Source organism: Nocardia sp. XZ_19_385 (genome assembly GCF_015355755.1).
Taxonomy (GTDB): domain Bacteria; phylum Actinomycetota; class Actinomycetes; order Mycobacteriales; family Mycobacteriaceae; genus Nocardia.
The window spans coordinates 1364565-1385416 of record NZ_JACVEE010000001.1; the positions used below are offsets into that span (position 1 = coordinate 1364565).

Annotated in this window: 22 protein-coding genes; 7 read left to right on the forward strand and 15 right to left on the reverse strand. The window is 66.7% G+C overall.

Features of this window, described 5'->3' with window-relative positions; translation table 11 throughout:
- Position 1: 1 nt before the first annotated feature.
- The 3 genes from IBX22_RS06220 to miaB form a co-directional block, all read right to left on the reverse strand.
- Positions 2-580, reverse strand: coding sequence for a hypothetical protein (locus tag IBX22_RS06220; protein ID WP_194814393.1), 579 nt, complete (start codon positions 578-580; stop codon positions 2-4).
- Between the two features lie 228 nt (positions 581-808).
- A complete protein-coding gene (locus IBX22_RS06225) occupies positions 809-1081 on the reverse strand; it encodes a PASTA domain-containing protein (RefSeq protein ID WP_194814394.1) in 273 nt (90 codons plus the stop codon).
- Between the two features lie 206 nt (positions 1082-1287).
- Complete coding sequence (gene miaB, locus IBX22_RS06230) at positions 1288-2823, reverse strand: tRNA (N6-isopentenyl adenosine(37)-C2)-methylthiotransferase MiaB (protein WP_194814395.1); 1536 nt, start codon at positions 2821-2823, stop codon at positions 1288-1290.
- A gap of 153 nt (positions 2824-2976) precedes the next feature.
- Here miaB and IBX22_RS06235 point away from each other — a divergent pair, with 153 nt between their 5' ends.
- The gene (locus IBX22_RS06235; protein WP_194814396.1) at positions 2977-4272 is read left to right on the forward strand and encodes a hypothetical protein; all 1296 of its coding nucleotides are present in this window, start codon (positions 2977-2979) and stop codon (positions 4270-4272) included.
- On the opposite strand, the gene IBX22_RS06240 is transcribed toward IBX22_RS06235, so the two are convergent.
- The gene (locus tag IBX22_RS06240) at positions 4273-4740 is read right to left on the reverse strand and encodes a hypothetical protein (RefSeq protein ID WP_194814397.1); all 468 of its coding nucleotides are present in this window, start codon (positions 4738-4740) and stop codon (positions 4273-4275) included. It abuts the gene before it with no gap.
- A gap of 306 nt (positions 4741-5046) precedes the next feature.
- On the opposite strand from IBX22_RS06240, the gene IBX22_RS06245 reads away from it, so the two are divergent.
- The 4 genes from IBX22_RS06245 to IBX22_RS06260 all read left to right on the forward strand — a co-directional run bounded on the left by IBX22_RS06245 (position 5047) and on the right by IBX22_RS06260 (position 8300).
- Complete coding sequence (locus tag IBX22_RS06245; RefSeq protein WP_194815618.1) at positions 5047-5775, forward strand: amino acid ABC transporter ATP-binding protein; 729 nt, start codon at positions 5047-5049, stop codon at positions 5773-5775.
- A gap of 34 nt (positions 5776-5809) precedes the next feature.
- Positions 5810-6643, forward strand: a complete 834-nt coding sequence (locus tag IBX22_RS06250; protein ID WP_194814398.1) for a glutamate ABC transporter substrate-binding protein — start codon at positions 5810-5812, stop codon at positions 6641-6643.
- Positions 6644-6741: 98 nt separating this feature from the next.
- Positions 6742-7413 carry an amino acid ABC transporter permease gene (locus IBX22_RS06255; protein WP_194814399.1) on the forward strand — a complete coding sequence of 224 codons (672 nt, stop codon included), beginning with the start codon at positions 6742-6744 and terminating at the stop codon, positions 7411-7413.
- A complete protein-coding gene (locus IBX22_RS06260) occupies positions 7410-8300 on the forward strand; it encodes an amino acid ABC transporter permease (RefSeq protein WP_194814400.1) in 891 nt (296 codons plus the stop codon). The genes IBX22_RS06255 and IBX22_RS06260 overlap by 4 nt, the downstream gene beginning before the upstream one ends.
- A 61-nt stretch (positions 8301-8361) precedes the next feature.
- Here IBX22_RS06260 and IBX22_RS38225 read toward each other — a convergent pair whose 3' ends face one another.
- The 3 genes from IBX22_RS38225 to IBX22_RS06275 form a co-directional block, all read right to left on the reverse strand.
- A complete protein-coding gene (locus IBX22_RS38225) occupies positions 8362-9600 on the reverse strand; it encodes a cytochrome P450 (RefSeq protein ID WP_309234454.1) in 1239 nt (412 codons plus the stop codon).
- 156 nt (positions 9601-9756) lie between these two features.
- Positions 9757-10740 carry a 2OG-Fe(II) oxygenase family protein gene (locus tag IBX22_RS06270; RefSeq protein WP_309234455.1) on the reverse strand — a complete coding sequence of 328 codons (984 nt, stop codon included), beginning with the start codon at positions 10738-10740 and terminating at the stop codon, positions 9757-9759.
- A 27-nt stretch (positions 10741-10767) separates the two neighbouring features.
- Entirely contained in the window at positions 10768-12183 is a 1416-nt protein-coding gene (locus IBX22_RS06275) for an MFS transporter (RefSeq protein WP_309234456.1), read from the reverse strand.
- A 137-nt stretch (positions 12184-12320) separates the two neighbouring features.
- Here IBX22_RS06275 and IBX22_RS06280 point away from each other — a divergent pair, with 137 nt between their 5' ends.
- On the forward strand, positions 12321-13067 hold the full coding sequence (locus IBX22_RS06280) for a TetR/AcrR family transcriptional regulator (RefSeq protein WP_194814402.1): 747 nt from the start codon (positions 12321-12323) through the stop codon (positions 13065-13067).
- A gap of 224 nt (positions 13068-13291) precedes the next feature.
- On the opposite strand, the gene recX is transcribed toward IBX22_RS06280, so the two are convergent.
- From recX to IBX22_RS06310, 6 genes are all read right to left on the reverse strand, one after another.
- Entirely contained in the window at positions 13292-13879 is a 588-nt protein-coding gene (recX, locus tag IBX22_RS37330; protein ID WP_309234457.1) for a recombination regulator RecX, read from the reverse strand.
- Between the two features lie 335 nt (positions 13880-14214).
- Positions 14215-15255 carry a recombinase RecA gene (gene recA / locus IBX22_RS06290; RefSeq protein ID WP_194814404.1) on the reverse strand — a complete coding sequence of 347 codons (1041 nt, stop codon included), beginning with the start codon at positions 15253-15255 and terminating at the stop codon, positions 14215-14217.
- Between the two features lie 181 nt (positions 15256-15436).
- On the reverse strand, positions 15437-15889 hold the full coding sequence (locus IBX22_RS06295) for a nuclear transport factor 2 family protein (RefSeq protein WP_194814405.1): 453 nt from the start codon (positions 15887-15889) through the stop codon (positions 15437-15439).
- A gap of 56 nt (positions 15890-15945) precedes the next feature.
- Positions 15946-16830, reverse strand: coding sequence for a pyridoxamine 5'-phosphate oxidase family protein (locus IBX22_RS06300; RefSeq protein ID WP_194814406.1), 885 nt, complete (start codon positions 16828-16830; stop codon positions 15946-15948).
- A 76-nt stretch (positions 16831-16906) separates the two neighbouring features.
- Positions 16907-17185 carry a hypothetical protein gene (locus IBX22_RS06305; protein ID WP_194814407.1) on the reverse strand — a complete coding sequence of 93 codons (279 nt, stop codon included), beginning with the start codon at positions 17183-17185 and terminating at the stop codon, positions 16907-16909.
- A 44-nt stretch (positions 17186-17229) separates the two neighbouring features.
- Positions 17230-17682 (reverse strand): VOC family protein, encoded by a 453-nt coding sequence (locus IBX22_RS06310; RefSeq protein WP_194814408.1) that lies wholly within the window; start codon positions 17680-17682, stop codon positions 17230-17232.
- Between the two features lie 152 nt (positions 17683-17834).
- On the opposite strand from IBX22_RS06310, the gene IBX22_RS06315 reads away from it, so the two are divergent.
- Positions 17835-18344, forward strand: coding sequence for a CGNR zinc finger domain-containing protein (locus tag IBX22_RS06315; RefSeq protein WP_194814409.1), 510 nt, complete (start codon positions 17835-17837; stop codon positions 18342-18344).
- Here IBX22_RS06315 and IBX22_RS37335 read toward each other — a convergent pair.
- On the reverse strand, positions 18341-19831 hold the full coding sequence (locus IBX22_RS37335; RefSeq protein WP_309234458.1) for a phosphotransferase: 1491 nt from the start codon (positions 19829-19831) through the stop codon (positions 18341-18343). The genes IBX22_RS06315 and IBX22_RS37335 overlap by 4 nt on opposite strands.
- A complete protein-coding gene (locus IBX22_RS06330; RefSeq protein ID WP_194814410.1) occupies positions 19828-20019 on the reverse strand; it encodes a DUF3046 domain-containing protein in 192 nt (63 codons plus the stop codon). The genes IBX22_RS37335 and IBX22_RS06330 overlap by 4 nt, the downstream gene beginning before the upstream one ends.
- Between the last annotated feature and the right edge of the window lie 833 nt (positions 20020-20852).

Genomic DNA, 20852 nt, shown 5'->3' on the forward strand with positions numbered 1-20852 from the left:
GCTATTCGCCGGTGAGGCGGCGGCGGTCGCGTTCCTCCGCTTCGGCGGCGGCGATGCGGCGCTGTTCTTCGGCGGCCAGCTGCAGAGTGGTGCGGCTCCAGACGACGCGGATCCAGTGGAAGGTGAGCACCATGATGGCGAGGGTGCCGAGGATCAGTCCGAGGCCGGGGCCGGAGCTGGTGATGTTGCCGACGCCGGGCGTCTGGCGGTGCCAGATGGAGAAGACACCGAACGCGCAGCCGACGGCCGAGCCGGCGACCGCGATCCAGGCCAGCACCCAGCGGCGCGTCATCAGGGCCAGCAGCGAGAATCCGATGCCGAAAATGACCGCGAACCAGACGAACAGGCGCGAGGGCAGTCCGATGTGCTCGAGCCGGGTGACATCCGTGCCGAGCAGCACGTCGAAGCCGCGAGCCGCGCCCGCGTGCGGCAGCACGAACGACAGCAGCAGCGCGAACACCGCGCCCGCCACCACCATCGCGCGCATTCCCGGGTCGATCTCCCCCGCGATGCGCCGCTCGACGGCGTCGAGCTCCTCTCGGAACTCTTCGAAGTCCTTGCTGCTCTCGACCGAGTTCACAGAACCCTCGTCTCCTTCGGCTGAATCGGCGGCACCTGGCGGGTCCACTGTGCCATCCCCGCTCGCAGCCTGATCAGCCGACCCACTACGTCCAGTAGTAGCGTCGTCCCGATCGTCCGGGTCGCCCTGCGCGCCGCCGTTCATGTCACCTCCTGCGTTGTCCCGGTAGTACCACACCCGGCCGACCGAGAACAGGGCTTCCCGCGACCACACGGCGCAGGCAGCAACCTAGTCCTCGTCGAAGAAGGCGCTGTCCGCCCGCCGCGGCGGGAGCGGCCGCAACGGCTCGCGCACTCCGGAGTCATCCCGACGCACCCACACCGTCACCGGATCCCATCGAGCCACCGTGGTCCCCGGCAACGGTTTCTGCTGAGTCACGATGCCGTGCATCAGCGGTTCGGGACTGTCCGGATCCGGACCGACGAGCAGCAGCCCCAGATCGTGGCCGAGCAGCCACGCGTCCAGCGCTTGCATCCCACAGAAATCCGGCACCTCGATCATCGGATCACCTCTGATCAAGGCTAGCGCCCAACGGTTTTCAGCGGTTGCGCTCAGTCCGATCGAAGAAGGCGACATCCGAACGTTTCGGCGAGAGTACCGGTCCCCAAGCAAGGTGACGCCCGACCGCTTCGGCGGCAGTGGGGGCCGATGCTCGCGGTCATCGCTCAACGGCCATCGATGCGGGGGAGAGCCTTCGCCTCGCCGTTTCAGCTACCGCAGCCGGTCGAGCAACCCGCCGCGGCAACCGGTTCCAGAACCGGCGCGCCGATGCGGGGCAGCCCTAGCCCTACGCCGATCGGTTCCGTCTTCGGGGTGATGCCACGTTCGTGGGCGTTCCCCGCACGCGTCCGGCGATGCGACTTGATCGGCGAATCGGCGATCAGGAAGTGCGGCGCGGCCTCGGTGACATCGACGACGATGACGTCACCCGGACGGATCGTCTCGTCCGTCCCACCCGGCCGGAAGTGCACGAGCCGCCCGTCGCGAGCCCGCCCACTCATCCGGGCGGTGGCGGCGTTCTTCTTGCCCGCGCCCTCGGCGACGAGCAACTCCACCTCGGTCCCGATCAGCTCGCGGTTCGCCTCCAGGCAGACTTCCTCCTGCAGCGCGATCAACCGGTTGTAGCGTTCCTGAACAACGGCTTTCGGAAGCTGGTCGGGCATGTCCGCGGCGGGCGTGCCCGGGCGGATCGAGTACTGGAAGGTGTACGCGCTGGTAAAACGCGCCTGGCGGACCACGTCCAGGGTTTCCTGGAAGTCCTCCTCGGTTTCGCCGGGGAAACCGACGATGATGTCGGTGGTGATGGCGGCGTGCGGCATGGCGGCGCGCACCTTCTCGATGATCCCGAGGTAGCGCGACTTGCGGTAGGAGCGGCGCATCGCCTTGAGCACGCGATCGGAGCCGGACTGCAGCGGCATGTGCAGCTGCGGGCAGATGTTCGGCGTCGCGGCCATGGCTTCGATGACGTCGTCGGTGAATTCGGCCGGATGCGGCGAGGTGAAGCGGACCCGTTCGAGGCCGTCGATGCTGCCGCAGGCGCGCAGCAATTTCGCGAACGCGGACCGGTCGCGCGGTTCGGATTCGTCGACGAAGTTCACGCCGTAGGAGTTCACGTTCTGCCCGAGCAACGTCACCTCGAGCACACCCTGATCGACAAGCGCCTGTACCTCGGCCAGCACGTCACCGGGACGCCGGTCGACCTCTTTGCCGCGCAGCGCCGGCACGATGCAGAACGTGCAGGTGTTGTTGCAGCCCACCGAGATCGACACCCAGCCCGCGTAGGCGGATTCGCGCTTGGCGGGCAGCGTGGACGGGAAGGCTTCCAGCGATTCGAGGATCTCGACCTGGGCTTCGGCATTGTGGCGGGCGCGTTCCAGCAGCACCGGCAGCGAACCGATGTTGTGCGTGCCGAACACCACATCCACCCACGGCGCCTTGCGGACGACGACGTCGCGGTCCTTCTGGGCGAGGCAGCCGCCGACGGCGATCTGCATGCCGGGCCTTTCGGCTTTGATCGGCGCGAGGTGGCCCAGGGTGCCGTACAGCTTGTTGTCGGCGTTCTCGCGGACCGCGCAGGTGTTGAAGACGACGAGGTCGGCCGTCGCGCCGGGCGCGGCTTGCACATATCCCGCATCCTCGAGCAGGCCGGACAAGCGCTCGGAATCGTGCACGTTCATCTGGCAGCCGAAGGTGCGGACCTCGTAACTGCGCGCGTCGGCTACTGCCTGTCCCTTCGAATCCACCCATCCAGGGTACGGGGGTATGCAAACCGGACTTTTCCAAGCCCACCCTGCGACAGATCAAACTTTTCCTGAGAAATCCGGCCGTTGTGCAGTCGTAGGCGGGGTCGGTGTCGAACCATCGATGAGAGTTGTTTTCGAGCAGAGGTGTTCGGCATGGCCACAGTCGGGATATCCATCGAGCGGACCGTGGTGCGAGGGGTCGTGCTGACGGCACAACCTGCGGAGATCGTGTTACGTGCGACACAACGCCGGCTACCGGGCGACCCGCAGGGCGCGGTGATCACCGGTGTCCTGGACGGTTTCGCGGCGGAGCTGGGCGACAGCGCCCGCATCGACGACGTCGCCATCGTCTACCGCTCGGTGCCCGAGCGCCGGTCCATCCTGGCGCAGCTGTCGACCGGCAAGTGGGCTTCGTCGTCCTTGGTTTCGGACCGCGCGGCGCTGGCCGCGCTGACCCGGGCCGAGTCCGGATTCGACCAGTTCCGCAACATCATGGTGCTGGAGGTCTTGGACGGGCACACCACCTACGTCTGCCTCGGTCCGGACCGGAACGCCGTATCCGCCTCCGACTCTTGGGCTTTCGGCTCGGTCGACGCCGACACCGCCGGTCACATCCTGCCTGCCCTGAACGCGGTCGCCACCCCACCGGACGCCGTCGTGCTGTGCGGTTCGGGCACCAGCGACCCCGGCCTCACCCCGGCACTGCGCCGCGGCCTGGCCGCCTCGGTGGCCCTGATCCCCTATCACGCCGACGCCGCCGCCCGCGGTGCCGCTTTGGTTGCCGCGGAACAATTTCGGCAACTGGCCCCGGCCCCACCATCGCCCGGTAAGCGCCGCAACCGGCGACTGCTGGCCGCCGCGGTCGCCATCACCGTGCTGGGCACCTCCACCGTCGCCGTTGCCGCGCTGCACGACGGGCAACCGGTCGAAACCGGCAATCGGCCGGTCGCGTCACCCAGCTCACCCGCGGCCGCCGCACCGCCCACCGCAGCCGAGCTCCCGGCCCTACCGACCACCAACGCCTCGCTCCCGGCCGAGCCGAATACCAATGCCCCGCTCCCGGCCGAGCCAAATACCAATGCCCCGCTCCCGGCCGAGCCGAATACCAATGCCCCGCCACCGGTCGCGCCGATCACGACCGCCCAACCGCCCGCGGCAATCGGGACGACTGCGCCGCCCGCCCCCCAAAGACCCGTCACCCCACCCCCACCCGATACCCCGCAGCCCACCGAACCACCCGACACCCCGCAGCCCACCCAACCAACCGACACCCCGGAGCCCACCGAACCGCCACCCCCAGCGCCCCGCACCACCGTCGGCGCCCCAGACGGCAACTGGCTCTTCCCTGGCGAATCCCCACCCCCACCCATGAACGCCGACCCCGAATTGGTCCGCGCCTGGTGGGCCAACCACTGGCTCCTCAAAGAACAGTGGCTGCGCGGCGGCTGATCAGTGCATGACCGAACTCTCCGATGTCCGGCGCGACCACGCCAGGACGATCGTCGCCACCGGAAAAACAAGGGGCACAAGATAAAGCACCTTGTCGATCGCTCCAGCCTGCCCGACACCGAACAGGTCGGGCTTCACCACCGCCCCGAAGACCCCCAGCGCGATCACCAGCGCACACCCGGCCGTCAGCAGGATCCGCCCCAGCTCCCGTCGAAAGAACAACAGCAGCGCGCCACCGATCAGCAGAATCGCGACGGCCGGATCCAGGATCGCGGCGCTCCAGTAGTAGATCCGCAACGACCCCTGCGGCACCACCGTGTAGGTGTCCCGGAATCCCGCGCTGTAACCATCGGCCAGCACCCGCCAGGTCCCGGGAACGCTGAGCGCGGTCACCAACCCGCCGACAAACCCCAGCACGAACGCGTAGGTCGTGGCGATCGGACGGTAATCGGAAACAGCTGCGGCCACGGCACGATCGTATCGGCGCGCCAGGCTATCGGCGCAGGATCCGGCGACCGCCACCACGATGTCCCGGAACCGTGAAGCTTGTTACATCTATGTGACGCCTCGGCGTGTCGGCGTGGCGTGTTTCGAAAACCGGGGCGAATGCTCGTTTTCCCCTTAAGGTCTTGGACCATGACCGACGCCGCTGCCGCGCCCGACACGACCGGGACCGCTTCATCCGGGGACGAAGGCGCTACCACCTCCGCGCCGCCGACGCTGACGAAGGACGCCTCGACCACCGATCCGGGGCCCGCCGCCAGCGGCCCGCCGATGATCTCCATGAAAACGGTGGACAAGCACTTCGGCGACCTGCATGTGCTGCGCGATATCAACCTCGAAGTGCCCAAGGGGCAGGTCGTGATCGTGCTCGGCCCGTCGGGTTCGGGTAAGTCGACGCTGTGCCGCACCATCAACCGGCTCGAGCCGATCGACTCCGGCCACATCGCCATCGACGGTGTGCCGCTGCCCGCAGAGGGCAAGGCCCTGGCCGCGTTGCGCGCCGATGTGGGCATGGTGTTCCAGTCGTTCAACCTCTTCGCGCACAAGACCATTCTCGAAAACGTGATGCTCGCACCGATGAAGGTGCGCAAGATCAAGAAGGAAGACGCCCGCAAGCGCGCCATGGAGCTGCTGGAGCGGGTCGGCATCGCCAACCAGGCCGACAAGTACCCCGCCCAGCTCTCCGGCGGCCAGCAGCAGCGTGTGGCGATCGCCCGCGCACTGGCGATGAACCCGAAGGTGATGTTGTTCGACGAGCCGACCTCGGCGCTGGACCCGGAAATGGTCAACGAGGTGCTCGACGTCATGGTGGCGCTTGCCAAGGAGGGGATGACGATGCTGGTCGTCACCCACGAAATGGGCTTCGCGCGCCGCGCCGGCAACCGGGTGCTGTTCATGGCCGACGGTGAGGTCGTCGAGGACGCCACTCCGGACGTCTTCTTCACCGCCCCGAAATCCGAGCGCGCCAAGGATTTCCTCGGCAAGATCTTGAGCCACTGAGCATCCACAATTCACAAGAGGAGTTAGGAACCCGATGAGGATCAACCGTGCACTTCGCTTCGGCGTCGGGGCGATCGCCCTGGCGCTGGCCGCCTCCGCCTGTGGCGGCGGCGACGAGCAGTCCGCTCTCGACAAGGCCAAGGACGGCAAAATTACCGTCGGCATCAAGTACGACCAGCCCGGCCTGGGTCTGCGCACCAAGGACGGCACCTTCACCGGCTTCGATGTCGAGGTCGCCAAGTACGTCGCGGACAAGCTCGGCGTGAAGCCGGAAAACATCGAATTCAAGGAGGCCCCGACCCCGCAGCGCGAGACGCTGCTGGAGAACGGGCAGGTCGACTACATCGTCGGCACATACTCCATCAACGACAAGCGCAAAGAGAAGATCGATTTCGCCGGCCCGTACTTCATCGCGGGTCAGTCCCTGCTGGTGAAGCAGGAGAACACCGACATCACCGGTCCGGAATCGCTGAGCGGCAACAAGAAGCTGTGCTCGGTCAAGGGCTCCACCCCGGCGCAGAACGTGAAGACCAAGTACGCCAAGGACGTTCAGCTGCAGGAGTTCGACACCTACTCGCTGTGCGTCGAGGCGCTGCTCAACGGCTCGGTCGACGCGCTGACCACCGACGACATCATTCTCGCCGGTTTCGCCGCGCAGTCGCCCGGCAAGCTGAAGCTGGTCGGCGCCCCGTTCAGCACCGAGAAGTACGGCATCGGTGTGAAGAAGGGTGACACCGAGCTGCGCGGCAAGATCAACGACGCGATCGAAGCGATGATCAAGGACGGTTCCTGGCAGAAGGCGCTCGACGCCACCGTCGGGCCCTCCGGCTTCAAGGCTCAGGCCGCCCCGGCGGTCGACCGCTACTGAGGTTCTCCTCGCGCGGGTGGTTCGGGCGATCCTCGAGCCACCCGCTCTCATTTCAGACCGATTAGCAAATCCACATTCGATCGGAGGGCCGCGCCCACGTGTTCGACTTGATCTCGCGGTATGACACCAAGATCCTCGAAGCCTTCTGGGTGACCATCAAACTGACCGCTTTCTCCGCGGTCGGCGCACTCATCCTGGGCACCATCGTCGCCGCAATGCGCGTGTCCCCCATCCCGATCGCTCGCGCGGTCGGCACCGCCTACGTCACCGTCTTCCGCAATACGCCGCTGACGCTGATCATCGTCTTCTGCTCGCTGGGCCTGTATTCCACGCTCGGCTGGACGCTCGGCAGTGACCAGCTCACCGACACCAACTACCGCTGGGCCATCATCGGCCTGTCGATCTACACCGCCGCGTTCGTCTGCGAATCGCTGCGTTCGGGTATCAACACCGTGGCGCTCGGCCAGTCCGAGGCGGGCCGTTCGCTCGGCTTGACCTTCAGCCAGAATCTGCGATTCATCGTGCTGCCGCAGGCTTTTCGTTCCGTCATCGCCCCGCTGGGCAGTGTGCTCATCGCGTTGACCAAGAACTCCACCGTGGCCGCGGTGATCGGCGTGTCCGAGGCCGCGCTGCTCATGTCGGAGATGCTGGAGAACGAGGCCGCGCTGCTGGCCATCGGCGCGATCTTCGCGCTCGGCTTCGTGGTGCTGACCCTGCCGATGGGCTTGCTGTTCGGCTGGCTCGCCAAGCGATTCGAGGTGGCCCGATGACCAAACGCGCTTCCGTACTCTTCGACGCGCCGGGCCCCAAAGCGCGGGTCCGCTACCTCATCTACTCGGTCGTGGTGGTCGCCGCCGTGCTCGCGGGCGGCGTGTGGCTGTTCCTGCAGTTCCAGGACAAGGGCCAGTTCACCGCGGACAAGTGGCGGCCGTTCACCGAGAGCGCGATCTGGGAGACCTACCTGCTGCCCGGCATCCAGGGCACGCTGACCGCCGCGGTGCTCTCGATCGTGCTCGCCCTGATCGTCGGCATGATCTTCGGCATCCTGCGGATGTCGGAGCACCGTGCGATGCGTGGTTTCGCGGGCACGCTCGTCGAGGTCGCGCGGTCCATCCCGGTGCTGATCCTGATGATCTTCCTGTACGCGATCTTCTCCGAGTACAAGGTCTTCGACACCAGTCAGCGCACCCTGGCCGCGGTCGTGACGGCACTGACCATCTACAACGGCTCGGTGATCGCGGAGATCGTGCGCGCGGGCATCCGGTCACTGCCCAAGGGGCAGACCGAGGCCGCTGTCGCGCTCGGCATGCGCAAGAACCAGTTGATGCGGCTGGTGCTGCTGCCGCAGGCGGTCACCGCGATGCTGCCCGCGCTGGTCTCGCAAATGGTTGTGGCGCTGAAGGATACGGCGCTGGGCTACCTGATCCTCTACACCGAGCTGGTGCGCTCCAGTTTCCAGATGGGCGCTGCCCTGCAGAACACCATCCCGGCGCTGCTCGTCGCGGGCGTCATCATGATCGCGTTCAACAGCGCGCTCACCGTGCTGGCCACGAAGCTGGAGCAGCGGCTGCGCAGCCGCAAGAAGGGTGGCGCGGTCGTCGCCGCGGACTCCATCCTCACCGATGCGGCTCCGGGCGTGGATCTCACCCAGAAGTAGGCCCGAACGCGCAGCAGCCCCGCCGAACGAAATCGGCGGGGCTGCTGCCTTTTCGGATGGTTCAGGCGCCGGGACGGACCGGCAGGTCGCGCAGACCACGGAACAGGACGCTGTGCTGCCATTCCGGGGCGTACGCCTGATCCGCGAAATCCAGTGCGGGGAAACGACGGAGCAGGGACGAGAAGGCGATCTCGGCTTCCAGGCGGGCCAGCGGGGCGCCGACACAGAAGTGGATGCCGTGCCCGAAAGCCAAGTGCCCGGAGGCGTTGGCTGTGATGTCGAGGTGGCTCGGGTCGTCGTAGCGGGCCGGATCACGGTTGGCGGCGGACAGCGCGACGTAGACCAGTTCGTCTGCGGGGATGGTGATTTCGCCGATCCGGACCGGTTCGGAGGTGTAACGGACGGTGGACCAGCCGACCGGCCCTTCGTAGCGCAGGAACTCCTCCACCGCGGCGGGAATCCCCGACGGGTCGGCACGCAACGCGTCCCACTGCGCTCGGTCGCGAAGCAATGCGTAGGTGCCGTTGGCGAGCAGGTTCACGGTGGTCTCGTGCCCGGCGACCAGCAGCAGGAACGACATCGCCACCAGTTCCTGCTCATCGAGCCGCTCACCGTCCTCCGCGGGCTGCACCAGACCCGACAGCAGATCCGCCGCGGGCCGGCTCTGCTTGGCCGCGATCAGCTTTCGCAGATACTCCGACATCGCGATCGTCGCCGCGCCGCGGTCGTCCAGGGCGTTGCCCGAACCGACCAGCACTCGCGTCCACGCCTGGAAGTCGGCACGATCCTCGTACGGCACACCCAGTAGTTCGCAGATCACGGTGACCGGCAGCGGATTGGTGAAAGCCTGAATCAGATCGACCTCGTCCTGCCCCGCCATCTCGTCGAGCAGGGCGGCGGTGATCTCCTCGATCCGGGGCCGCAGCGCCGCCACCCGCCGCGGCGTGAAGGCCTTGGTGACCAGCTTGCGCAATCGAGTGTGGTCGGGCGGGTCACTGTTGAGCATGTGCGAACCCAGCGCCTCGGCACTCTCATCGGAGAGGATCTGCGCGTCTTTCCGCCGGAACAGCTCATACATATCCGCGGCGTTCTTCCGCAACCGCGGATCCGCCAGCGCCGCCCGCGCCTCGGTGTATCCGATGATCACCCAGCAGGGAATCCCGTGCGAGAACCGCACCCGATGCACCGGCCCGTGCTCGCGCCACCGCTCGTAATACCGATGCGGATCGGCGTAGAAATCGCCCTCCACCACCTTGATCGGTTCGTCGATGCCGATATCGCCCACGCTGACCTCGCTCACGCGCCCATTCCCGCCTGCTCCGGACCCTCAGGCGCTGACAGCCGCCACGCTACAGAAACCGTTGCCACACCGCCGTTTTCGCAGTTCAGTCGCGGCTGACCGCCGCCGTTGCGACACGACAGGCGCACCCGCCGTCGACGGTCAGCCGCGCTCGGATCACGAGTAGATCGCAGCCATCTTTTCCTGGTACCACTGCCCCGGCGTGGTACCAGGTCCCGATTCCTGCTCGGTAGAGCCGAACAGTGGCTCGATCCGCGCGTCGTAATTCGGGAGATGGAAGAACGGGATGGATACCCGGGCGTTGGCAGTACCGTGCGGAGGGTTGCACACCCGGTGCATCGTGGAGACCCACCGGCCCCCGGTCCAGAACGCCATCATGTCACCGATATTGATGACGAAGCTGTCCGGGACGAACGGGACATCTCGCCAGTTCTCGCCGTGGCGCACCTGCAGGCCGCCGATGTCGTCCTGGTAGAGGATCGTGAGGCTGCCCCAATCGGTGTGCGCTCCCTTGCGCAGCTGACCGGGCAGCGGAGTGGTGGTCGGCGGGTAGTAGTAGTTCGCGACGATGGTCGAGATGTGCTGATCGATCTTGTCGGCGAAGAACTCCCGATCCAGGCCGAGAGCCAGGGCGAACAGTTCCATCAGGTGCGCCGCCAATCCCGCCATGGCGTCGGTGTATTCCGACCAGGTCCGGCGAAAGGCCGCTGGACTGCGCGGCCAGAGATTGGCTCTGGTCCATGGCAGGGTGTCGTCGGCGAACTGGGCCCGGAACTCGGGGCTGCGATCGCCGAGAACGTTGCAGCTGAAGATCTCGCAGAGGTCGACGGGGGTGTCGTGGCCGATGCTCTTGGCGGCGCTGCCGGCCTGATAGCGCAGTCCCCCGGTTCCGTCTGTGGCCAGGACTCGGTCCTTCTCGGCGCCGGGCAGTTCGAAGAATTCTCGCGTGGTCGCGTACATGCGGTCGATGAGTTCGGGGGTTACCCCGTGTCCGACGATGACGAAGAAACCGGAGGTCGCACACGCGGCCCCGATGGCGCGGGCTATCGCGGCTCGGCCGTCGGGGGTGTGCATCGAGGTCAGGTCGATCACCGGCACGTAGTCGCCGACGACAGTGCTCGGTGTGGAGCTGGTGTTCACTGATTTCTCCTTCAGGGATGGGGCTGGTCAGTTCTGCAAGGACTTCAACTCGGTTTCGTCGAGATCGGCTGCCCGCCTTTCCCTATCGGTGCCGATGACCAGCCAGGCGATCAGCGCGGCGGCGATCAGGACGCCGACGGCTACCGTCAGGGCCACCGAAAAGCCATGCACCGTCGCGGAATTCGACGGGCCGCCGTGCGAGACCAGTGCGGCGGCTGCGACCGAGGCAGCCACGGTGTTGAGGAGCGCCGTACCGAGCGCTCCGCCGAGTTGCTGGGCGGCATTGAAAGTCGCGGACGCGATACCCGCTTCGGCGACAGCGACCTGCGAGGTCGCCAAACTCGTCGCGGGCGTCATGACGCAGCCGAGGCCGAGCCCGATGAGCAGTTGCGCGGGCAGCAGGTACAGCAGGAAGACATTGTCGGTGTCCGCGGTCAGCCGAGTCAGGATCGACATTCCGGCGGCGGTGACCACCAGTCCCGCTACAAGCAGCGCCCGCGGTGTGATCCTGGAGAGCAGCGATCCGGCCACGACCGTGGCCCCGACGGCGATACCCGCTGCGGTGAGCAGGAATACGACACCCGCCTGAACCGGCGAATACCGCAGCACTCCCTGCATGTAGTAGGTCATGAAGAGGTAGAAGCCGAACATGGCCACCTGGGTGAGCCCGATGGCGAGCAGCGTGCCGCCACGGAGACGGTGCGCGACGATCCGCAGCGGCAGCAGTGGATGTTTCGTGCGCGACTCGATCAGAGCGAACAGCGCCAGCAGGGCCGTGCCGCCCACCAGCAGCAGCACCACGACTCGATCACCCCAACCCCGCCCCTCGGCCAACGTGAACGCGTACACCAACGCCACCAGGCCCGCGGCACTCACCACCACGCCTGGTACGTCGAAATCGCCGGTCCGCCGGGGCGCATCGCCGCGCAGGAAAACGGACCCGGCCAAAGCCGCGCCCGCGATGGGCAGGTTGACGTACAAACACCAGCGCCAGTCCGCATGCTCGGTGAGCAGCCCGCCCGCGACCATGCCCACCGCCGAGCCGCCGGCACCGACGGCCGCGAAAACACCGAAGGCCCTGGCCCGTTCGCGTGCCTCGACGAATGTCATGGTCAGCAACGAGAGGGCGGCGGGCGCGAGCAACGCGGCGAACATCCCCTGCGCTGCCCGGCCGGCGAACAACGGTGCCGCGCCGTTGGCGGCGCCGCCGAGCACCGACGCGACCGCGAACCCGATCAAGCCGATCACGAAAGCGCGCCGGTGGCCGATCGATCCGCTGATCCGGCCGCCGAGCAGCAGCAGGCCGCCGAAGGCCAGCGCGTACGCGGTGATCACCCATTGCCGATTCGCGTCGGACAATCCGAGTTCGGACTGCACCGAGGGCAGGGCGATATTCACGATCGTCGCGTCGAGGACAACCATCAGTTGCGCTGTCGCGATCACCGCCAATGACCACCAACGATGGCCGCCACCGTCATGCCCTCCTGGTCCTTCTGCTGACCTCATGCCCACCTCTCTCGAACGTTGATCTAGCTCTAGAACGTTGGTCTAGTGCTTGATCAACGTACTAGGGTGAGGGCATGAATGCGGGCGCGAATGAGACGCAAATCACAGCTAGGGTCGGCGGGCGCGGGGCGGAGGCGGATACCGCCGCACGCAATGTCTGGCTCAAGCCGGCCCGCATCCCACGGGACGAACCGACGCTCAACCGGGCCCGGATCGTCGAGGAAGCGCTCGCATTACTCGACGGCGAAGGCATCGAACGACTGACCATGCGACGGCTGGCCGAACGCCTGGGACACGGCTCGACGACCCTGTACTGGCACGTCGACACCAAAGACGATGTTCTCGACCTGTGCCTCGACGCCATCTACGGCGAGGTCCCCCGGCCCGAGCACTCCGGGGATTGGCGCGGCGAAATCACCACCATGCTCACCGGCTGGCGCACCGTGCTGCTGCGACACCGATGGTCGACCGCCCTGGTGGGCCGGCCCATGATCGGACCGAACATTCTGGCGCACATGGAGTTCCTGCAGTCGTCACTGTTGCGCGCCGGACTCACCGACACACATTTATCCGCGGCAACCTGGGGTTTGTACAACCTCGTCATGGGCGCCGCGGTATCACGCACCGGCTGGCTCATGCCCGCCGACGAGCAGACCCAGGCACAACAGCACCTGTCCACCCAGCACGACCACTACCCCACCCTCGCCGCACACGGCTACATGCTCGACAACGACTGGGACGGCACCTTCGCCCGCAGCCTGGACTACCTACTCGACGGCATCCAAGCGCAAATCGAGCGCGGCGGGACCAGCGGTTCGTAAGCAGCACGGCCGCCGCAGAAGTGAAGTGCCGGACCGGCACGGTCACTCCATGACTCCGGCTCGTCCGTCGAGAAGCTTGCCGCCGAGAGTCCCGGCGCAGGAGATCGTGAACACACCGCCCGCGAATCAGGTTCACGCGCCGCCGCGTCGTGCACTGGAAACGTGCAGGCAAACACGACTGTCGACAACACTCCGGTCGCCGTTCGTAAGCGCACGACTCGTATTCAGTCGGCGAGGGCCGAGTCCGGTGGCTCGAAGTCGGGGGTATCCCGCTCTGCCAGTTCGGCTTTCACCACGGTGAAGGCGACGGATTGGGGGTAGCCGCGGCGGGCGAGCATGCCTACCAGGCGGCGGATTGTCTTCTCGCGGTCCAGGTTCGCGGGCAGGGTGCGGAGTTTGCGGCGGACCAGGTCGGTGGCGCGGGCGGCTTCGTCGTCGGAGCTGATGGCTTCCAAGGCGGGGGCGGAGTCGGATTGGGCGACGCCCTTGCGGCGGAGTTCTTGGGCGAGAGCCTGTTTGCCCTTGCCGGAGAAGGTGTGGCGGGCGTGCACCCATTCGGCGGCGAAGGCGGCGTCGTCGATGAGGCCGACGTCGGCGAGGCGGCTCATGGCCTGCTCGGTGATTTCGGGGGTGTAGCCCTTGGCGGCCAGGCGCTGGGCTAGTTCGGCGCGGCTGCGAGCGCGGACGGCGAGCAGGCGAAGACACGCCTCCTTTGCCTGCTCGACCGTCCCGCCCTGCGGGGTGCGGTCCTTGCGGGACCGATCGGAACCGGTGCCCGGGTCGGAGCCGTTCCCCTCGGATCCAGCCGCCACCGGATCCGCGCTGTGAGGTCCCCGGTTCCGGCGCGAACGCCGGGTGTTCTGCCGGGCCGGGGGCGTGAACCCGGTCGAGCGCGCCCGCTGCGGATCGGGATCGCTCGACCGGGTCCCCGCGGAGTCCGGCTCGGCGCTACCACCTGCGCCCGACCGGACTGGTTCGGGTTCCCGTGTGTTGGACGGGGGTTCGATATCAACGCCGAGCTGGGCCAACCGGTGCCGGATATCCGCGACGGGATCGACTGGTCGCCGGCCGCGCTTCGACTCCGATGCCGCCGCATCTGACGACATCGGATTCGACGCTGCTGTGCCCACTCTTGGCTCGCTTCGGCTCAGAAGTCCGCAGGGACTTCGGCTGCTTCGGCGGTCACGTCGGCGCCGATGCCGAGCTTTTCCTTGATCTTCTTCTCGATCTCGTTGCAGATGTCGACGTTCTCCAGCAGGAACTTGCGGGCATTCTCCTTGCCCTGGCCGAGCTGGTCGCCCTCGTAGGTGTACCAGGAGCCGGACTTGCGAACGAAGCCGTGCTCGACACCCATGTCGATGAGCGAACCTTCACGGGAAATGCCGTGGCCGTAGAGGATGTCGAACTCGGCCTGCTTGAACGGCGGCGAGACCTTGTTCTTCACGACCTTGACGCGGGTGCGGTTGCCGACCGCGTCGGTGCCGTCCTTGAGGGTTTCGATGCGGCGCACATCCAGGCGGACCGAGGCGTAGAACTTCAGCGCCTTACCACCGGTGGTGGTCTCCGGGGAGCCGAACATGACGCCGATCTTCTCGCGCAGCTGGTTGATGAAGATGGCGGTGGTGCCGGAGTTGTTCATGGCGCCGGTCATCTTGCGCAGCGCCTGGCTCATCAGGCGGGCCTGCAGGCCGACGTGGCTGTCGCCCATTTCGCCCTCGATTTCGGCGCGCGGCACCAGTGCGGCCACCGAGTCGATGACGATGATGTCCAGTGCGCCGGAACGAATCAGCATGTCGGCGATTTCGAGCGCCTGCTCACCGGTGTCGGGCTGGGAGACCAGCAGCGCGTCGGTGTCGACGCCCAGCTTGCGGGCGTACTCGGGATCGAGCGCGTGCTCGGCGTCGATGAACGCGGCGACACCGCCGGCGGCCTGGGCATTGGCCACCGCGTGCAGCGCGACAGTGGTCTTACCCGAAGATTCCGGGCCGTAGATCTCCACGACGCGGCCACGCGGCAGACCGCCGATGCCCAGCGCCACGTCCAGCGCGATGGAACCGGTGGGGATCACCGCGATCGGCTGGTGGGCCTGCTCGCCCAAGCGCATCAGCGCGCCCTTGCCGAAGCTCTTCTCCACCTGAGCCATTGCCAGATCGAGTGCCTTGTCGCGGTCGAACGCCTGTGGTGCCATGTCCTGATCCCCTTTTCGAGTGGGTAAGCCTGTTCTCTGGTTGGCGCCCACATTAGAGGGCGGCACCGACAAGTACTGGCGACCAGATTAGACGAACACCTGTTCGAGTCAAGCGACGCGCCCCACGACACGCGCCACGAGTTCCGACACGCGGCAATCTCCACGCAAAGCCGCAGCTGGGTTACTGCTGCGGCAGCGGAGCATCGTCCTCCTCGGGCGGGCGCGGGCCCGAGATTCGGCGGTCGGCCGCCTCGATACGGACATCGTTGATGCTGGCCTCGCGCCGCGACATCAAGCCCTCGGGCGTGAATTCCCACTGCTCGTTGCCGTAACTGCGCCACCACTGGCCGGTTTCGTCGTGCCACTCGTATTGGAAGCGCACGGCGATGCGGTTGCCCTCGAATGCCCAGAGGTCTTTGCGCAGCGCATAGCCGTTCTCGGTCTTCCACTTGCGGGTGAGGAAGTCGACGATGGCGGCGCGGCCGGTGAAGAACTCGTCGCGGTTGCGCCACACCGAATCCTCGGTGTACGCCGCGGCGACGCGTTCGGGATCGCGGGTGTTCCAGGCGTTCTCGGCTGCGCGGACCTTGGCCTTGGCGGAGTCCAGGTCGAATGGCGGCAGGGGGGGTCGCATGACAGGTCCTTAACTTGGGGAAGCGGATTTCAAGCTCGAGTTGCGCCGTCGGCGGCTTATTCCACCGCGGGATTGACCGGCGAGAGTTCCGCCGGACCCCACCGCAGCGGGCCCCGAGATTCGATGATTTCGGTGAGGGTGAAGTCGATCGAGCACTGCGACCCGGCCGCGAACGTGCCGGATTCCCAGTTCAATTCGGCCGTGCCGGTCAGTTGCAGTGCACTGCCGGTCGTCCAGTCCGGGATCAGGAGTCCGCAGCGTGGGTTGACCGCCAGATTGCCCAGCGTCATGAACATCGAGTTGCCCTGATAGTCCGGCCAGCGCAGCCGGGTGGGCGAAAGCACCTGCAGGAATCCGGGATTCCCGCCGCGATGCGAGGCGTCGGCGTTGCCGTCGATATCGGCGGACGCGATGAAGAAGGTATCGGCCGCGGCGATTGCCGCCTGCTGCGCCGCATCGAGTTCAGTCCCGTGCCGCCACCGTGCGGCCTGCGGGGCATAGGACTCGATCTGCCTGCGGGAGATGTACTTCGGGCAGTTCGAATACACCTGATCGGTGGCAATCCGCAGCCCGCCGGTCATCGGCTCGGCCCGCCCGTTGAGTCGCATTCGTCTGCGGCGCTGCGGTTGCAGAGCGATCATGCCGATTCGATTCGGTCGGCCGAGCGCTTCGCGCAGCGGATCCTCCGGCTCGAATTCGGCTGCTACGGTGACGGTTTCGTCATCGTAGACACGCACGAAACCTGGCGGTCCCACCAGCTGACTCGCCCACAGCTGTCCCGCCGTGTCCGCCGCCCCGAGCACCACCATGGGCTGTGCGGCGAGGAAATCCGCTGCCACCGCGGGTATCTCGACCGCGATCATGCGGCCGACGCGTTCGGCGATATGCGCCTGGCCCATCCGCTGTTGCACGGCGAGCTCGCCGGAATGGAAGGGAGCCATCCCAATTCTCCTGTCCTGCCTGCTGTTCGGACGGCGTCCGGGCGGAGCAGCCAGAAGAATCGGATTTCGGCCGGTCCTACTCGCTGCTCTCCCGATCCCGGACGCGCTCGTAATCTTCGGGCGGCGGGTTGTCGCGCCGGCCACGATCCTTTTCGTCCACCCAATCGGCGATAGCGGTGCCCGCGATCGTCCCGTCGGTGCCGGGCAGGATCGTGTGCGGCCGTTCGTCCTGGTAGGTCTCGGCCATTTCCTCGGCCTGATCCTTGTGCTTGTCCTGGACTTCCGGCTCCGGAATCGCCTCCGGCGCGTCCTGTTCCCGCTGCTGTTGCTGGGTCTGCTGTTCGTCTGCGCTCATGAGGCAGATCTGCCCGCCTCAGCGCCCGGCAAACTAAAACGGGTTCAGAAGAACCCGCATGTCGGGGCGGCGCCACTCGGCGCGGGTGCGGATTCGGCGCCGGCCGGGGCGTAGATCTCGAGCCGGATCCCGTCGGGGTCGGTGAAGAAGATGCCGCCGGAGGACGCGCCCTCACCGTGCGCGACCACGCCCTCGTGGGCGAAGGACACGTTCAGCTCGCGCAGCACGGCCTCGATGGCGCGGACCTGCTCGATGGTGTCGACTTGGAACGAAAGGTGGTGCAAGCCCGGCGTTTCGGTGGAGAACGCGCCCGCCGATTGCTGCCACAGCGTGACGAGCAGCTTGCCGTCCGCGCCGAGGAAGGCCCAGCGCTGTGCGTCGTCGGTGCTGGCGCCGAGCTGCTCGAAACCCAGTGCGCGGCGGTAGAACTCGACCGAGCGGTCCAGGTCGGAGACGTTGAGTCCGATGTGGCCGGTGACGAGCTGGGCGGTGGTCATTAGCGGTCCTCCAGAGTGCGTAACCATTGTTTGTCGATTGACTGGTTAGAACTTAACCCGGAGCCTCCTTGCGGTCAACCGGTAAACTGATTTTAAGTAGTTAGAACGCGGTGGCTGCCGCATCGCCCCGAAGGAGACCGCTAATCTCAGGCATGCTCGATCCACGCCCCCACCTCGGTGAACCGCTCGCGCTGGACCTGCTCAACACCCGGTGGATTGCCAACGGACCCCAGGACCTGCTCACCGACGTGGCCGGCCTGGAGATCTGGCTGACCACGGCCGGGATCACCGCGCCCGCGGACGAGCGCACTCTGGAGGCGGTCCTCGCCGCCCGCTCCGCCATCTACGACACCGTGCAGCACGCCGACCACACGGCCCTCAACGAGATCCTCGAACACGGGCGAATCCGCCGCCTGCTCACCGAATCCGGGCCGGCCGGGATTCCGGATGTCGCCGATGCCGCTTGGCTACCCGGCTGGCTCGCCGCCGACAACCTGCTGCAACTGCTCGAACGCGCCCCCGATCGGGTCCGGCAGTGCGCGCACCCGCAGTGCGTGCTGTTCTTCTTCGACACGTCCAAGAACGGGACCCGGCGCTGGCATTCGATGGCGACCTGCGGCAACCGCACCAAGGCGGCACGACACTACGCCAAGCAGCCCTAGAACAGTTCGTCGAGCAACCGGTAGTAGTCCAGCCGCCGCTGATCGGGTGTGTCCACACCGTAGGCGGCGAAGAACGCGGCGACCTCGTCCTGGCTGTGATGACCGCTCAGATCACGCGCGGCGAGCGCCAGATCTCGGTAGCGGTCCGCGACGCCGAGCGCGCCGACATCGATCAGGATTCCGCCCTCCAGCACATTGGCGGAGGTGAAATCGCCGTGCGTGACAACGAGATCCGTCTCTTCGGGCCGCTCGTCGTGCAGCTGCACCAGCACCTGTTCGGGAGTCCGCCCTTGGTTGTCGTCGTCGAAATCCTCGGCATCGACCAGACCTTCGAGCACCATCCTCCGGGCGTGGGCGAGGACGGTATCGAGCCTGCCGTCGAACGGGCACTCCTCGACCGGGAGGCTGTGCAGGCGACGCAGCAGGGTTCCCATGATCGTGCCGACCGAAGGTCTGGCTGCCCCGCCAGACGAAGCGGCCTCGGGCGATCGGCCGGCGGCCGGCACCTCCGGATCGCCAACCGCATCCCGCTCCGCGTCGCCGCCGTAACCGCGGGCGGCGAGGCCGAATGCGTCGTCGTGATGAACTCGAGCAGCGCGGCTGGGCACTCCGGCTTCGCGGGCCACCTCCGCTTCATCGTCGTCAAGATCCCGAGCGGCGAGACTCGGCACTGCGGCATCGCGGGCCGCCTCCGCTTCGTCGTCATAGTCATGACCCCGAGCGGCGAGACTCACCACTCCGGCATCGGCGAGCAGCAGCACATCGGCCTCGAAAGCGGCGATCTCAGGTAGTCGAATTCCGCTGTCCTGCAACCACTTCAGGCGGTCATGTTCAGCGGCGGCTCGTGGTCCGCGCTTCATCCAATAGGTGCCGTTGACGAAAGCGACTCCGCCGCTCTGTCCCTCGTGCTCGTCGGAGAACGTGGGCGTCTCCCCCACCAGCGCGACGACCGCGGGCGGCAGCGAAATCGGCAACTGCTCCAAGGATTCCAGCGCGACCCGCGTCGACTCGATGAGCTCGGGATCGCCCTCGACGATCCGCAGATGCTGCGCCTCGGTGAGCAAGGTCCGCGCCTCGTCCAGCCGGCCCTGTTCGGCCAGCGCCTTGCCCAGATGCTGCACCGCGAACGAGAGCAGCTCCGAGGTGGGCGCACACTCCCGGGCCGCGTCCACCGCCCGGCGGTACAACTGTTCGGCGGTGGCCACGTCGCCCTGATACCGGTAGACATCGCCGAGATTGATCCACACGGAAATCCGCCGCTGCTCCCCCGACCCCAACCCGCCGGTCGCGTCGGCGTGAGCCAACTCGAGCGCCCGATCCAGATGCGCGAGCGCCTCCTCGAACCGTCCGAGCAGCATCAACTCGATCCCGGTCTGCCGGAACCCGGCGAAATCGCTCGGCTCGGCCGCAGCCACCCGCGCCGCCAGCCCCTCCGCATCGACCGGAATCATCCGCTGCCGCTCATCGAACCGATACACCGTCGTCACCAACGCACCTTCGGTACATCGAACTCCGAACACAACGCCCGCCACACCTCACGCGGATCGACACCCGCCTCGATGGCAGCCGCGCCCGTCCGCCCCAGCCCGGGTATCACATGGTCGCGCAGCAACACATCACCACGCGCCGTCCCGAACTCGGTATGCAACAGTTCCTGGAACTCAGTCAACCGCACCGTGTTCAAGATACTCGCGCCCCCACCCACACCCCCACCCGCTCCCACCCTGCTCGCCCGACATGTACGTCGCGAATCTGTCTCCCGAAGCAGGCCATGCAGCGCAACCCGACAACTGGCCGCCCCCTACCCGGCCACGGCTCCGTCGAGAACCACCTCTCCCTCCCTCAACCCCGCGCCAGGGGCAGAACCGACACGCGGGTCGGAGCGAGCGCACCCCTGCTCAAGATCACCAGGAACTGGTAGCGGCATCGCCCGAGTAGCTCCACCAGCACTGCCTGATGATCTTGCCTCTGCGCCATGAGCCGCGTGAACACAGCAGACGTCAGCTTCGATGTTTCAAGATCATCAGGACGTGGCGGCGGCATCGCGCGAGAAACCCCACCACCAGTGCCTGATGATCTTGACCCGCGACGCACGAGAATGAATGCAGGCTGGGCCAGGTGGGGCACTGCCCTACTTCAAGATCACCAGGAAATGGTGGCGGCATCCCGCAGGTAGCTCCGCCAGCACTGCCTGATGATCTTGTGTGGGATGCAAGCGGCGAACACGTCAGCCCCCGATCAGCCCCAGTACCCGGCCCGGGCGTCGAGACCGCCACGAGACAAGTTTCAAGATCACCAGGGGATAGTGGCGGCATCCCGCGGGTAGCTCCACCAGCACTGCCTGATGATCTTGTGTGGGACGTAAGCGGCGAACACGTCAGCCTCGATCAACTCCAGTACCCGGCCTGGGCGTCAAGACCGCCACGAGACAAGTTTCAAGATCACCAGGGAATAGTGGCGGGATCCTGCGGGTGCCATCCGCCAACAGTGCCTGATGATCTTGTGCGC

Bases quoted from the DNA above. Each gene is read 5' to 3' on its own strand.
- IBX22_RS06225 (WP_194814394.1), bottom strand. From the start codon at position 1,081: ATGATCGAGGTGCCGGATTTCTGTGGGATGCAAGCGCTGGACGCGTGG.
- IBX22_RS06235 (WP_194814396.1), top strand. From the start codon at position 2,977: ATGGCCACAGTCGGGATATCCATCGAGCGGACCGTGGTGCGAGGGGTC.
- IBX22_RS06245 (WP_194815618.1), top strand. From the start codon at position 5,047: ATGATCTCCATGAAAACGGTGGACAAGCACTTCGGCGACCTGCATGTG.
- IBX22_RS06250 (WP_194814398.1), top strand. From the start codon at position 5,810: ATGAGGATCAACCGTGCACTTCGCTTCGGCGTCGGGGCGATCGCCCTG.
- IBX22_RS06260 (WP_194814400.1), top strand. From the start codon at position 7,410: ATGACCAAACGCGCTTCCGTACTCTTCGACGCGCCGGGCCCCAAAGCG.
- IBX22_RS06280 (WP_194814402.1), top strand. From the start codon at position 12,321: ATGAATGCGGGCGCGAATGAGACGCAAATCACAGCTAGGGTCGGCGGG.
- recA (WP_194814404.1), bottom strand. From the start codon at position 15,255: ATGGCACCACAGGCGTTCGACCGCGACAAGGCACTCGATCTGGCAATG.
- IBX22_RS06295 (WP_194814405.1), bottom strand. From the start codon at position 15,889: ATGCGACCCCCCCTGCCGCCATTCGACCTGGACTCCGCCAAGGCCAAG.
- IBX22_RS06300 (WP_194814406.1), bottom strand. From the start codon at position 16,830: ATGGCTCCCTTCCATTCCGGCGAGCTCGCCGTGCAACAGCGGATGGGC.
- IBX22_RS06305 (WP_194814407.1), bottom strand. From the start codon at position 17,185: ATGAGCGCAGACGAACAGCAGACCCAGCAACAGCAGCGGGAACAGGAC.
- IBX22_RS06310 (WP_194814408.1), bottom strand. From the start codon at position 17,682: ATGACCACCGCCCAGCTCGTCACCGGCCACATCGGACTCAACGTCTCC.
- IBX22_RS06315 (WP_194814409.1), top strand. From the start codon at position 17,835: ATGCTCGATCCACGCCCCCACCTCGGTGAACCGCTCGCGCTGGACCTG.